Annotated in this window: 11 protein-coding genes and 1 pseudogene; 10 read left to right on the top strand and 2 right to left on the bottom strand. The window is 51.7% G+C overall.

Annotated elements, in window-relative coordinates:
- The first annotated feature begins 2 nt into the window (after window positions 1-2).
- The 9 genes and pseudogenes from L1889_RS01890 (at window position 3) to phoU (ending at window position 7,581) form a co-directional block, all read left to right on the top strand.
- Window positions 3-782, top strand: coding sequence for a sulfite exporter TauE/SafE family protein (locus L1889_RS01890; RefSeq protein ID WP_238663643.1), 780 nt, complete (start codon window positions 3-5; stop codon window positions 780-782).
- Window position 783: 1 nt separating this feature from the next.
- Window positions 784-1,509, top strand: coding sequence for a 3-deoxy-D-manno-octulosonic acid kinase (locus L1889_RS01885; RefSeq protein ID WP_238663642.1), 726 nt, complete (start codon window positions 784-786; stop codon window positions 1,507-1,509).
- A gap of 56 nt (window positions 1,510-1,565) precedes the next feature.
- The gene (locus L1889_RS01880) at window positions 1,566-2,666 is read left to right on the top strand and encodes a polyamine ABC transporter substrate-binding protein (RefSeq protein WP_372871024.1); all 1,101 of its coding nucleotides are present in this window, start codon (window positions 1,566-1,568) and stop codon (window positions 2,664-2,666) included.
- Window positions 2,667-2,671: 5 nt separating this feature from the next.
- A complete protein-coding gene (locus tag L1889_RS01875; protein WP_238663641.1) occupies window positions 2,672-3,799 on the top strand; it encodes an ABC transporter ATP-binding protein in 1,128 nt (375 codons plus the stop codon).
- Window positions 3,796-4,709 (top strand): annotated as a pseudogene (locus L1889_RS01870) (ABC transporter permease subunit). The gene L1889_RS01875 and the pseudogene L1889_RS01870 overlap by 4 nt, the downstream one beginning before the upstream one ends.
- A gap of 2 nt (window positions 4,710-4,711) precedes the next feature.
- A complete protein-coding gene (locus tag L1889_RS01865) occupies window positions 4,712-5,518 on the top strand; it encodes an ABC transporter permease subunit (RefSeq protein ID WP_257793825.1) in 807 nt (268 codons plus the stop codon).
- A gap of 24 nt (window positions 5,519-5,542) precedes the next feature.
- A complete protein-coding gene (locus L1889_RS01860) occupies window positions 5,543-5,893 on the top strand; it encodes a Spx/MgsR family RNA polymerase-binding regulatory protein (protein ID WP_238663640.1) in 351 nt (116 codons plus the stop codon).
- 149 nt (window positions 5,894-6,042) lie between these two features.
- Window positions 6,043-6,726, top strand: a complete 684-nt coding sequence (gene rpiA, locus L1889_RS01855) for a ribose-5-phosphate isomerase RpiA (RefSeq protein WP_238663639.1) — start codon at window positions 6,043-6,045, stop codon at window positions 6,724-6,726.
- Window positions 6,727-6,804: 78 nt separating this feature from the next.
- A complete protein-coding gene (phoU, locus tag L1889_RS01850; protein ID WP_238663638.1) occupies window positions 6,805-7,581 on the top strand; it encodes a phosphate signaling complex protein PhoU in 777 nt (258 codons plus the stop codon).
- A gap of 28 nt (window positions 7,582-7,609) precedes the next feature.
- On the opposite strand, the gene L1889_RS01845 is transcribed toward phoU, so the two are convergent.
- Both L1889_RS01845 and argA read right to left on the bottom strand, forming a co-directional pair.
- Window positions 7,610-7,882 carry an oxidative damage protection protein gene (locus L1889_RS01845; protein WP_238663637.1) on the bottom strand — a complete coding sequence of 91 codons (273 nt, stop codon included), beginning with the start codon at window positions 7,880-7,882 and terminating at the stop codon, window positions 7,610-7,612.
- 123 nt (window positions 7,883-8,005) lie between these two features.
- Window positions 8,006-9,364 (bottom strand): amino-acid N-acetyltransferase, encoded by a 1,359-nt coding sequence (gene argA, locus L1889_RS01840; RefSeq protein WP_238663636.1) that lies wholly within the window; start codon window positions 9,362-9,364, stop codon window positions 8,006-8,008.
- Window positions 9,365-9,441: 77 nt separating this feature from the next.
- Between argA and hrpA the strand changes: the two genes are divergently transcribed.
- A complete protein-coding gene (gene hrpA / locus L1889_RS01835) occupies window positions 9,442-13,230 on the top strand; it encodes an ATP-dependent RNA helicase HrpA (RefSeq protein ID WP_238663635.1) in 3,789 nt (1,262 codons plus the stop codon).
- The last annotated feature ends 40 nt before the right edge of the window (window positions 13,231-13,270 follow it).

Raw genomic sequence — 13,270 nt, 5'->3', positions numbered from 1 at the left:
ACATGTCGTCTTTAAATGTGTGGTTGCTGGTTCCGGTCTTCCTGGCTGTGGGGGCAAGTATCGGTTTTGTAGGCGGTGTGCTGGGTATTGGTGGCGGCTTGCTGGCCATACCTTTACTGGTATTGCTGCTGCAAATGGATCAGCAGATGGCCCAGGGCACGGCGTTGATTATGGTGCTTCCCGCAGTGTTGCTGACCATACGCAAGTACAATCAATATGCGCGTATTGACCGGCAAGCGGCCATGGCGGGGGCGTTAAGCGCCTCGGCCTTTACCTGGCTGGGGGCACAGCTTGCACTGCGCATGCCGTCATCAACCCTGCGCCTCGTCTACGCAGGCTTTGTATTCCTGGTGGCCCTGTATTACATCCATCAAAGTTTAAAGTTCAGAACGCAGCGCAGGCCCAAGGCTAAAACGGCAGGTGATTACCCTCCCTTTTATTTTGCATTGGTAGGGGTGATAGCTGGGGTGGCTGGCGGGGTATTTGGCGTAGGGGGCTCAGTACTGGCTGTTCCGTTTTTAACCAGCTTTTTGGCCTTGTCGCAGATTGGAGCGCAGGCTATTGCACTCACCATGATCACCCCAGGTGTCGTGGTGGCCTTGCTGACTTATGCGTCCCATGGGCAAGTCAATTGGCAGGTGGGTCTGCCGATGGCCTTGGGCAGTATATTTCTCGTTCCGGCAGGGGTGCGACTGGCCCATGGGATGCCGGAGCCCAGGCTCAAGCTGATATTCGCGTGTATGTTGCTGGTGATTATGATGCTGCTTTTGTTAAAGGTCTGATATGCCAAGAAATACTGCAGCCTTGCCTCACACCTTGTACGAAGGCACGAGTTTAATCAATACTCAGCTGGTGCCGGATTTTCAGGTTGCTTTCTTTGATCCTGACGCATCCGGGCTTAATGCTGAGAAGGTAGGCAGCGGGGGACGGCAGGCGGCGTGGTTCGTGACGCTGCCTTCTGGAGAGCAAGGTGTACTTCGACACTATCGTCGCGGGGGCCTCATTGCCAAACTGATACGTGATCGTTATGTCTGGACCGGAGCATCACAGACTCGTTCCTGGTCCGAATATGCGGTCATGCTGTATTTAAGCCATAAGCTTGACTGCGTTCCCCCGCCATTGGCGGCGACTTATCAGCGTAGTGCTTTGCTGTATCGTGCCGCCATTATAGTCAAGCGGATTCCACGAGTGCAGCCCTTGGCAGATGTGCTTGAAAGCGCCAGTCCGTCCGCCGTGGCAGAGGTGATTCTGGCTGTTCACGACGCAGGGGTTTGGCATGCCGACCTGAACGCCTACAATGTGCTCTTGAACGAGGCTGGCCAAGTATGGATTATTGATTTCGACCGGGCCCGTCGCGTGGAAATGTCAAATAAACAACGTCAGAATAATCTGCAACGATTGTGTCGTTCACTCGTAAAAGTGCATGGTGAGCAAGGTCTGGCATGGTGGTCCGAGATGAATCGGGTTTATCTACAACACCAGCATGCAGCTATACCCAATCGCGACTAAAAAAGCGATATCATCACGCCTTTTGGTTACTACGCTTTAGATTATAGGGGGCCGCGATGACCTTCGGTTTCGTTAAACACGCCATGTTAGGAGCTGCTTTGGTGGTGTCTTCCACCACTGTTCTGGCTCAAGAGAAAGTAGTTAACGTTTATAACTGGGCCGAGTACACCGCCCCAGATACCATTTCGGGTTTCGAGAAAGCGACAGGAATAAAAGTCCGTTATGACGTTTACGACAGCAATGACACCTTGCAGGCTAAATTACTGACAGGCAAGTCGGGCTACGACGTGGTAGTGCCCTCTACACACTACGCTGCCCGTCAAATCGAAGGTGGCCTTTTTCAAAAGCTTGATAAAAGCAAGATTCCCAATCTGGAGCACCTGGATCCGGACATCATGGCCGTGCTGGCCGATGTGGATCCGGGAAACGAGTATCTGGTTCCGTGGGGATATGGCACCAATGGGCTGGGCTATAACGTAACCCGCGTTAAAGAATTGATGGGCGACGACGTTCAGCTTGGCGATTGGGACATGTTGTTTAAGCCCGAGAATGCAGAGAAGCTAAGAAGTTGCGGAATATCCATGCTGGACGAAGCCGCGCAGGTCTTTCCGGCAGTCCTGCATTATCTGGGCAAAGATCCCAACAGCGCCGACGCTGAAGATTATAAGGTTGCCCTTGATCTGCTAAAGCAAATCCGCCCTTATATCCGCCAGTTTAGTTCCTCCGGCTATATAGATGAATTAGCCGCTGGCGACCTGTGCATGGTGTACGGCTTTTCAGGTGATGTCATGATTTCGGCACACCGGGCTAAAGAGGCTGGAAAAAGCTACAGCATCGATTATTACATTCCCGAAGGTGGAGCTCCGGTGTGGTTCGATACCATGGCTATCCCGAAAGGTGCGGCGCACGTAGAAACGGCACACGAGTTCATTAATTACATTGAAACTCCCGAGGTACATGCAGCCATTACCAATACCATGTTCTATCCGAATGCGAATAAAACAGCGCGTCAGCATGTGGTTAAAGAAGTGGCCGACAACCCAATGATTTACCCTCCTTCAGACGTGGCCAAAACCTTGTTTGTGATTAAACCCCAAGCCTTAGCACTACAGCGTCTGCAGACACGCATGTGGGCAGAGCTTAAGTCAGGGCGCTAACTAAAATGCAGGAAAACCGTTCAGCCTCCTCGTGGTCAGGCGTAGAAGATGAATTCGTCCGTGTCGACAATGTCGTCAAAATTTTCGATGATACCGTTGCCGTCAAATCAGTGAGCCTTTCGGTACGGCGCCATGAGATCTTTGCTTTGTTAGGTAGCTCAGGCTCAGGTAAATCTACACTGCTGCGCATGCTGGCAGGCTTTGAAGAAGCCACCTCCGGACGAATCTATCTTGATAACGAGGACATCACGGACCTGCCGCCGTATCGGCGTCCTATCAATATGATGTTTCAGTCCTATGCCTTATTTCCGCATATGACTGTAGAGGCGAACGTTGCTTTTGGACTAAAGCAAGAGGGTGTTCCCCGTCACGAAATTCACGAGCGGGTATTCGAGGCACTCGATCTGGTGCAAATGGCGGGGTATTCACGTCGTAAGCCTAGTCAGCTGTCGGGCGGGCAGCAGCAGCGGGTAGCGCTGGCACGCAGTCTGGTTAAGCGGCCCAAACTGTTGCTGCTCGACGAGCCCATGTCGGCGCTCGACAAGCAGATTCGTACCAAGACCCAGTTGGAACTGATCAAAATTCTTGATCAGGTAGGGGTGACCTGCATCATGGTCACCCACGACCAGGAAGAAGCCATGACCATGGCTCACAGAATTGCCGTCATGACCGAGGGCCAGATCGTCCAGTGCGGTACGCCATACGATGTCTATGCCTTTCCTGCGTCACGCTTCGTAGCGGGCTTTATTGGCTCAACAAACCTGTTTACGGGCACCATCGTCATTGACGAAGCAGACCATGTGGAAATCGAGACCGAGGATCTATCCCGGGTCTTATACGTCAACCACGGGGTCAGCGAGCCCCTGGGAATGGAGGTTCATGTCTCCATCCGTCCTGAGCATATTGCCGTTAGCCACGATCAACCCGAGCATGAGAAGAACTGGGGGCATGGAATGGTTAGCCACGTAGCGTGGATGGGTAGCTATGCCCGCTACCAGGTACGTCTTGATTCAGGCAAACTGCTTGAGTGCCATATGCCCAGCCAAACCTTAGCCCAGGCAGATGCCCCGAATATCGATGACGAGGTGTATGTAAGCTGGTCTGACGACAGTGCGATCGTTTTGCCATCATGAGAATCTTTAACTGGCGCCGTTATATTCCATCAGGACGAGCCTGGGTCATCGGACTGCCTTTTGCCTGGCTATTTTTGTTCCTGTTCGTGCCCTTCCTGTTGGTATTCAAAATAAGTTTTGCCGACTTGCAGTTCGGCATTCCTCCGTATACGCCGTTGGCAGAGATCAAGGATGAAACCTTATCGTTCACAGTGCATTTGCGGGGCTATGCGCTGCTGATCAGCGATAACCTTTACCTGGCTACCTACCTGAGCTCGGTGAAAATGGCCGCAATTACCACGCTCTGCTGCGCGTTGATTGGTTACCCGATGGCGTACTATATAGCCCGCTCCGAACCCTCAATTCGCAATTACATGCTGCTTGCGGTTATTTTGCCGTTCTGGACCTCACTGCTACTGCGTGTCTATGCCTGGGTGGGGCTATTGCGTAACGATGGCCTGATCAACAGTGCCTTATTGTGGCTGGGGGTGATCGATACACCTATGGAGATCTACAGAACCGACCTGGCGGTGTATATCGGCCTGGTGTATGCCTACCTGCCATTTTTTGTTTTGCCGCTGTATGCCAATTTGGTGAAACTGGACACCCGCTTGCTAGAGGCAGCTTCCGACCTGGGTGCAAGGCCTATAGCAGCCTTCCTGAATGTGACCTTGCCGTTGTCCCTTCCAGGGGTGATTGCAGGTTCTATGCTGGTATTTATTCCTTCGGTGGGCGAGTACGTCATTCCGGAAATGCTGGGGGCGCCAATACGCTCATGATGGGACGCATTATGTGGACAGAGTTTTTCAGCAACTCTGACTGGCCGATGGCAGCAGCGGTTACCTGCGTCATGGTTTTGTTATTGATTGTGCCCTTGGTTCTGTTCCAGTACAGCCAGGTGCGTCATTTGCAGCCCGAGAAAGGAGCGTAATCATGAGACCTAATCGTTGGTTACGGGCCATTTCTTTGTTTGTGGGCTTTGCATTCTTATATCTCCCCATACTTTTTCTGATGATCTTTTCGTTTAACGATTCGGCCATCATGACGTCCTGGTCAGGGTTCTCGTTCCGTTGGTATCAGGCGTTGATGTCCGATCATGTATTGCTGACGGCGGCGAAGCTTTCTTTTTACATTGCAGCTTTAACCGCAACGGCAGCTGTGATCCTGGGAACGTGGGCGGGCTATGTCCTGGCGCGAATGGGGCGTTTCAAGGGCTTTCCGCTTTATGTGGGTTTGTTAAGCGCACCCCTGGTTATTCCAGAGGTGGTGCTGGGGATCTCGCTGCTGTTGATGTTCGTCGAGTTCTCAAAGCTCTTCGGATGGCCGGATGGCAATGGGATTTTCACCATTTGGGTAGGGCACGTCTTGTTATGCATGGCCTATGTGGCAGTGGTTATACAATCGCGCCTGCGCGATTTTGACCGCTCGCTGGAAGAGGCAGCGCTGGATCTCGGTGCCACACCTCTAAAGGTGTTCTTTGTCATTACCTTGCCCCTGATAGCGCCGGCATTGATGGCGGCATGGCTATTGGCCTTTACCTTGTCGTTAGACGATGTGGTGATTGCCTCGTTCTTGTCCGCCCCTGGGTACACAACCCTGCCAGTCGAGGTTTTCTCGAGAGTCAGGCTGGGCCTGAAGCCGGAAATCAACGCCCTGGCTACGCTCTTCATATTTGTGGTGGGCTTATTTGTTATTGTGGCCAGCCGCATGCAGCGACGTGTTTCCAACGCTGAAAATTAACCAGTATTGTTTTAGAGTAACGACATGATTAAGTTATACGGTATTAAAAATTGCAGCACGTGTGTCAAGGCAATTAAATGGGCTGAAGCGCAAGGCCTGGAGTTCGAGTTTATCGATTATCGCGCGAACCCCATAGCAAGCAATCTTCTAAATGACTGGGCGACGCAGCTGGGCGGCTGGCCTAAACTGGTTAACCGCGCTTCCATGACTTGGCGAAAGCTCGATGATGCGGCGAAGAACCCTGAGACCGATGAAGAGTGGTTAAGCTTGATTGCCGAGAACCCTACGCTGGTACGCCGTCCTGTCACACAAAAAGAAGACGGTTCTGTCATGGTGGGTTTTAACGAAGCAAAGCTGGGCGACTTTCTGGCTTAAGACTCAAATAAGTTCTTAAGCAAACCTGGCAGTACAATGAACAAATCGTTTGGGCGTTTCAGCAGTGCGGGTGCTTTTCCTTTTGCGGACAGTGGTTCAGCGCCTGTCATCTTGATACGCTACTAATTCAACTTATCTTCAGTGGTGTTATGTTTACCCAATCCGAATTAAAAGCCCAGGTTGCTCAAGCTGCAGTCGAGTTCGTGCTTCCCCGCCTTCAGCTATCCAGTGTCTTGGGTGTGGGTACAGGGTCAACGGTTGATCTCTTTATTGATGCCATCGCCGTTCACAAGCATTTGTTCAACGGAGCTGTATCCAGCTCCGAACGGTCAACCCGGCGGATGCAAAAACTGGGCATCAACGTTTATGACCTCAACAAGGTTGAGTCCATGGTCTGGTATGTTGATGGTGCTGATGAGATCAACTCTGAGCTTGAAATGATCAAGGGCGGTGGCGGGGCCTTGACCCGCGAGAAAATCGTCGCTTCCGTAGCCGAGCATTTCCTGTGTATTGCTGACGACACCAAAGAGGTTGCGGTACTGGGTGATTTTCCCCTGCCGATCGAAGTGATTCCCATGGCTCGGGAGTCTGTTGCACGTCAACTGCGAATGCTGGGCGGCGAACCCAGGTTGCGCGAGGGCTTTACTACTGACAACGGTTGTCAAATTCTTGATGTAGCAGGCCTGCGTATCGCCCAGGCCAAAGAATTTGAAGAGCAGATCAACAACATGCCGGGGGTGGTCTGCTGTGGTCTGTTTGCGCTTAAAGGAGCAACAACAGCCCTGATTGCTAGCCAAACGGGGATTGTGCAGCGAGAATCTCCTGCGGCTTAATGCCTTTGTCATAATTACGTTGTATCCTTAATAATCTAACTTTTGCTGCGCAGTGTTTTTCGAAGGTACCAAGCCCCTATGATCGAACATACCAATAAACAGTTTCATTCCGATCTCGAAGCGACACGCTCTTTGTTTTTACAAATGGGTGGCGTAGTCGAATCTATGGTGCGCGAAGCCATGGAGGCACTATTTAGTGGTGACCTCAGCCTGGTCGATAAAGTGCGCGAGCGTGAAAAAGAAGTCAACGCTCTTGAAGTCGAAATCGATGAACGCATTACGTATTTAATTGCGCGTAATCAGCCTACCGCCATCGATTTACGCATGCTGCTATCAGTGTCGAAAATGCTTACTGATATGGAACGCTGCGGTGACGAAGCCGAGCGCATTGCTAAAATGGCACGTCGCCTGCACGAGGGGCAGCGCGGCTACGAGCCCGTGGTCGAGCTCCGTCACATGAGCACGTCCGTTGCCAGCATGATCAACAAGGCGCTCGACGCCTTCGCTCGTCAAGATGCTATTCATGCCGCTGAAATTGTGCGCAGCGATAAAGAAGTCGATAAAGAGTGGAAAGGATCCTTGCGTCATATCATTACCTATATGATCGAAGACCCACGCTACATTTCGCACTCGATTGATCTCATCTTTATTGCCCGGGCACTGGAACGTATTGGCGACCATGCCAAAAACATGGCTGAACGCGTTATCTATATGGTTCGCGGAGACGATGTTCGTCACACAGGCGCCAGAAACGCAGAGCGTACCGCTCGCGGAGAGCCTCTCCCCAGGAAGGCGATACTTCAAACCAGTAGTTTTTTTACTGTAGCTGCCGATAAAAAACGGGTCCGCATTTGAACCCGTTTTTTTATGGCTAATTTATCGTTTATTCGGAAGGTGGGACAAAGCCGTGGGCTTCCACGTCCTGATCTTCAAATAAATGACGCTGCATTTGTTCGGCTAAGTATTTTCTAGCGCGCGAGTCGGCCAAATTTAACCGGTTTTCGTTAACAAGACGGGTTTGTATATCCATCCACTCATTCCATGCCTGTTTGGAAATTGAGCGCCAAATTTTTACGCCAACCTCGCCAGGATACGGTGGATACTCTAAGCCTTCGGCTTGTTTTTTAAGTTTGACGCATTCAACCATTCTAGTCATTGCTGTGAGCCCTATAAAAACAATTATTTAGTCTGCAAGTATTGTAGACGGTAGAGCGATGCCTTGTTGTGTATAAGCCTGCACGGGGCACCAGATAATGACTTTCACGTAAATATGTGCCGATTATAGTTTCTTGATAAATACCAGACTGTTTCTCGAGCGGTTATAAAGGGCTTGTTTTTCTTTGGGGAGATCGGAAACCCCACCTTGGGTGAAACCTCGTTTCATGAACCAGTGGGATGTGCGGGTGGTTAGTACAAACAAGCGCTTGGCGCCCATTGCGCGGGCCCGTGCTTCAGCATGCCGCAAAAGAATTTCGCCTTCGCCACTGCCTTGCCATTCGGGATGCACAATCAGGCAAGCCATCTCGACCATGCCTTCGCTCAGGTATGGCGAGATGGATACACAGCCATAGATAATGCTGTCGTGTTCAAGCACAGTAAAGCGCTCGACTTCGCGCTCAACGACAGAGCGCCCGCGCGCTACCAGCGTGCCATCGGCTTCGAGCGGTTCGATAAGCTGTAAAATGGCAGCAACATCATCTAGCGTGGCAGCACGCAAGTCATCAAGGGTATCTTCGACGACCATGGTGCCCACACCATCATGGGTGAAAATCTCTAGCAAAATGCTGCCATCCAGGGGGTAAGGAACGATATGCGCTCGAGCAATGCCACGCTTTACAGCCAGTGATGCGCACCGTATAAAAACAGCAGAGTCTTCATCCAGAGTGGCAGAACTCAGTAAACGATCTGCCTCGGCGCGAGCCAGTTCACCCGCTACAGCTGTTTCACCGCTAAGGGTTGCGACATGGCCAGGCGTTAAGTAAATTAACTTCTCTGCCCGCAGAGTTACCGCTGCATTCAAAGCAAGATCTTCCATTGCTAAGTCAAAAGCATCTCCGGTAGGCGAGAACCCAAGCGGCGAGAGTAATACAATGGCCTCTTGGTCCAGCACTTTTCGCATGGCATCGGTATCGAGTTTGCGAACTGTGCCAGCATGCTGGTAGTCGACGCCATCAATGACTCCCACGGGGCGCGCAGTTACGAAGTTTCCAGAGATTACCCGGATTTGCGCGTTAGACATTGGCGTGTTGGGCAAACCCTGGCTAAAGGCAGCCTCGATATCCAGGCGTATTTCGCCGGCGGCTTCCTTGGCGCATTCTAAGGCGGCCGGGCTGGTAGGGGAAACGCTGCGGCCAAACATGGTTTGCTCGCCTTTCAGTACAAGTTGCTCATTGACTTGGGGGCGTGAGCCATGCACTAGAACCAGCTTGATGCCCAGGGCAGAAAGCAAGGATAAATCTGGAATTAAGGTATTTAATAAACCTTCATTGATGAGTTCTCCACCGAAGCCAATGACGAAGGTCTTGCCTCGAAATCGATGCACATAGGGGGCAACCTCGCGAAACCAGCGTACAAACTGAGCGGGTGCATATTCAGGAGCATCAAGTGCAGAAAGAGTATCGTTATCGAGGTTGCTCATAGCGAGTTTTGGTGGTGTCCATGATCAAAGATGAATACAGAATTATAATGAAGGTCTGTTTATGAAAAGCGAGTTTCATGCAAGAGCCTGTTGAAGTTTCGGGAAAACCCGTAGCCCTACCTGTTATCACGTATCCAGAAGACCTGCCCGTTAGCGCACGGCGTAATGAAATCGCAGCGGCTATTGAGTCCAATCAGGTTGTTATTGTAAGTGGCGAAACCGGTTCTGGAAAAACCACGCAGATCCCCAAGATCTGTTTAGAGATGGGGCGTGGTCTTAATAAGACAATTGGTCATACGCAACCCCGGCGTCTGGCTGCGACCTCAGTGGCCAGGCGCATTGCTGAAGAGCTAAATACCGAGATCGGCGATCTCGTTGGCTATCAGATTCGCTTCGCCGATCGCACAGGATCCGGTACGGCTATCAAGCTGATGACGGACGGAATCTTGCTTGCCGAAAGTCAGCGGGATCCGCTGCTGCGCCGCTATGACACCATCATCATCGATGAAGCTCACGAGCGCAGCCTGAATATTGATTTTTTATTAGGTTTCTTAAAGCAGCTTCTTGTTAAGCGCAAAGACCTTAAGCTAATTATCACCTCAGCTACCATTGATGCAAAGCAGTTTTCCGAGCATTTCGCCACCCATGGCAAAGCCGCGCCGGTTATAGAGGTCTCAGGTCGTCTGTATCCAGTTGAAGTGCTATATCGCCCGGTGCTGCAAGATAAGGTATCGGGTGAGGACGACACAGAAAATAGCAAAGGCGATGAACGCGATTTAAATGACGCTATCGTCGATGCCGTTGCCGAGTGTGCCCGCTACGGTCCGGGTGACATACTGGTGTTTTTACCTGGTGAGCGAGAAATTCGTGAAGCGACTGAGGCATTACGCAAGCAGCCGTTAACAGGTACAGAGATACTGCCGCTTTACGCACGCCTTAGCAATGCCGAGCAAGAAAGCATATTCAAGCCCAAAGGCAATGCCAGACGAATTGTATTGGCAACCAACGTAGCTGAAACCTCCCTGACCGTTCCCGGCATACGTTTTGTCGTCGATAGCGGACTGGCGCGTATCAAGCGCTATTCATGGCGCAATAAGGTCGAGCAGTTGCGCATCGAGCCTGTTAGCCAGGCGTCCGCCAATCAACGGGCGGGGCGTTGCGGTCGAATTGGCCCGGGCGTGTGCATCCGCTTGTACGCCGAAGACGATTTTAAGCAGCGTGCGCCGTTTAGCGATCCGGAAATCCTGCGCTCATCGCTGGCGGGCGTGATATTGCGAATGAAAGCGCTGCGCTTAAATGATATTGAGCAATTTCCATTTGTAGACGCGCCCTCCGGGAGAGCAATTGCCGATGGTTATCAACTGCTGCAAGAACTGGGCGCCCTTGACGAGGGACAGCGACTAACCAAAGTAGGACAAGAGCTGTCCCGCTTGCCAGTAGATCCCCGTATTGCGCGGATGATTCTTGCTGCCAGGGATCAGCAGTGCCTGCACGAGATGTTAATCATCGCTTCGGCTTTATCTGTGCAGGACCCTAGGGAGCGTCCCATGCATGACCGGGACGCAGCCGAGCGCGCTCACCAGCGTTTCGTCGAGCCTCAATCCGAGTTCCTGTCCTTTGTGAAAATGTGGGACTGGTATGGCGAGCAAGTGAAAAGCCGGCTTTCGCACCGTAAGCTGAGCGCTTTGCTACGGCAGAGCTTTTTATCACCTATGCGCTTCCGAGAATGGCGTGAGGTGCACAAGCAGTTGCTGAATCTGGTGCGTGAGCTTGAGTGGCGCAGCAATACGGTAGAGGCAACATATGAGCAAATACACTGTGCGCTGCTTACCGGTCTGATTGCCAATGTGGGTCATAAAACAGAAGAGGCTGCTGTCTATCAGGGCACGCGCGATATACGATTTGTTATTCACCCGGGCTCAACGCTGGGCAAGAAGGCTGGACGCTGGGTGCTTGCGGGTGAGCTAGTGGAAACCTCACGTCTTTTCGCACGATGTTTAGCTCGTATCGAGCCTGTATGGATAGAAAAAGTAGCCGGGCATTTACTGAAGAAAACTTGGTCTGATCCCCGATGGGAGCGACGTGCAGGGCAGGTTGTGGCCAATGAACGAGCCAGTCTGTACGGTTTACCTGTTTATAGTGGGCGCCGCCTGCATTATGGCCGTATCAATCCGGTGGAAGCGCGCGAAATTTTTATTCGAGATGCGCTGGTGGCAGGCGAAATCAATTCCGACTTGCCCTTTCTAAAACATAATCGTCAGCAAATCAGTGCGATTGAAAAGCTTGAGCATCAGTCCAGGCGGCCTGATATCTTGATTGACGACGCGCTGATCTATGCTTTTTATGATTCCAAGATACCGCCGGATATTTCTCAAACGGCGAGTTTGGAAAAATGGTTTAAAGGTTTAAATAAAACACAGGCAGCCGAACTACGTCTAAACCGTGACGATTTGATGCGTCACGATGCGGCAGGCATTACAACGGATGTCTTTCCTCGCCGGGTAGAGTGGGACGGTGTCAACATGGCGCTTGACTACCATTTCGAGCCCGGCTCGGTGCGCGACGGCGTCACCTTAACCATTCCGCTTTATCATTTAAATAAAATTGATGCTGAACGCTGCGAATGGCTGGTGCCAGGCATGCTCAAAGAAAAAGTTCAGTGGCTGTTGCGTTCGTTGCCTCAGCGCTTACGCCGTCACTGTGTGCCTATTCCTGAATACGCCGCAGGTTTTCACGAGCGGTGGTTTGAAAAAGCCAGCCATCCGACCTCATCACTTATCGATGCGATTATTAATGATGTCTGGCAAGAGCGCCGTCAACGCCTGCAAAGTAGCGACTTTAAACCCGAGACCTTGCCGCCTCACTTATACATGAACTTTAAGGTGGTCGATGAGCATGGGCGTATGCTGTCAGGGGGACGCAATCTGGAGAAGCTACGCGCCGAACACGGTAAGCAGGCTCAAGAGTCGTTTCAGCGCATAGCCTCCACAGATCAGGAAGTCGCCAAAGCGCTGGATCACGAGAAAATCACGTCGTGGTCATTTGGAGAGCTACCTGAATTGCTGGAAATCAGGCGTGGAGGGCGCTCCGTTATAGGGTATCCGGCGCTGGTGGATAAAAAAGACTCTTGTGATCTGGATGTCTTTGATGATCCTGAGCTCGCGCTCCGTACGCATCGTGCCGGCTTAAGACGCTTATTTCGCATCGCACTTAAAGAACAGGTTCGCTTCCAGGAAAAAAATATTCCAGACCTGACAAAAATGGCCTTGCTGTACATGCCGCTGGGCACCCAGGAAGAGTTGCGGGATCAGATTGTTGACGCTGCCATTGATGCTGTCTGCCTGGTGGGTCCTTTGCCGACAAACGCTGAAAGCTTTGCCCAGCATGTAGAGCAGGCGCGGCCGCGGCTGGGGTTGCTGACACAGGAAATTGCCCGCCAATGTGCGCTGATATTAGCGGAATGGTCTACACTGCAACGTAAGCTGCCTACGATTAAAAGTCACACGCAAGCTTATGAAGATATGCGCTCTCATCAGTCGCGTTTAATGCACAAGTTTTTCCTTCGAGAAAACACCGCGCAGCGTTTGGCCCATTTCCCGCGTTATCTTAAGGCTGCACAGTCACGCATTGATAAATTGCGTGCAGATCCCGGTCGTGATGCTCGCTGGATGTCCCAATTGTTGCCGCTGCAGACCTTATATCTACGATCCCTGGCTAGCGCCAAAGGAGCGGTGGATCCCAAGTTTGATGATTTCCGCTGGATGCTCGAAGAGTTACGCGTATCGCTATTTGCGCAAGAGCTGCGCACACCCATGCCTATATCGGCTAAACGCCTCGAGCGTGCATGGGCCGCCATGCAGCGATAGGCGATTGCCTCTCGCTGCTCGCGGTGCTTAAAGACATTTT

This window comes from Paenalcaligenes niemegkensis (assembly GCF_022230885.1).
Lineage (GTDB): Bacteria > Pseudomonadota > Gammaproteobacteria > Burkholderiales > Burkholderiaceae_B > Paenalcaligenes > Paenalcaligenes niemegkensis.
The sequence above is the reverse complement of the archived record's forward strand: the minus strand, read 5'-3'. Positions and strand labels throughout refer to the sequence as shown.

What these genes read in the sequence shown, in the direction of transcription:
- L1889_RS01890 (WP_238663643.1), top strand. Translation starts at nt 3, where the DNA reads ATGTCGTCTTTAAATGTGTGGTTGCTGGTTCCGGTCTTCCTGGCTGTG.
- L1889_RS01885 (WP_238663642.1), top strand. Translation starts at nt 784, where the DNA reads ATGCCAAGAAATACTGCAGCCTTGCCTCACACCTTGTACGAAGGCACG.
- L1889_RS01880 (WP_372871024.1), top strand. Translation starts at nt 1,566, where the DNA reads ATGACCTTCGGTTTCGTTAAACACGCCATGTTAGGAGCTGCTTTGGTG.
- L1889_RS01875 (WP_238663641.1), top strand. Translation starts at nt 2,672, where the DNA reads ATGCAGGAAAACCGTTCAGCCTCCTCGTGGTCAGGCGTAGAAGATGAA.
- L1889_RS01865 (WP_257793825.1), top strand. Translation starts at nt 4,712, where the DNA reads ATGAGACCTAATCGTTGGTTACGGGCCATTTCTTTGTTTGTGGGCTTT.
- L1889_RS01860 (WP_238663640.1), top strand. Translation starts at nt 5,543, where the DNA reads ATGATTAAGTTATACGGTATTAAAAATTGCAGCACGTGTGTCAAGGCA.
- rpiA (WP_238663639.1), top strand. Translation starts at nt 6,043, where the DNA reads ATGTTTACCCAATCCGAATTAAAAGCCCAGGTTGCTCAAGCTGCAGTC.
- phoU (WP_238663638.1), top strand. Translation starts at nt 6,805, where the DNA reads ATGATCGAACATACCAATAAACAGTTTCATTCCGATCTCGAAGCGACA.
- L1889_RS01845 (WP_238663637.1), bottom strand. Translation starts at nt 7,882, where the DNA reads ATGACTAGAATGGTTGAATGCGTCAAACTTAAAAAACAAGCCGAAGGC.
- argA (WP_238663636.1), bottom strand. Translation starts at nt 9,364, where the DNA reads ATGAGCAACCTCGATAACGATACTCTTTCTGCACTTGATGCTCCTGAA.
- hrpA (WP_238663635.1), top strand. Translation starts at nt 9,442, where the DNA reads ATGCAAGAGCCTGTTGAAGTTTCGGGAAAACCCGTAGCCCTACCTGTT.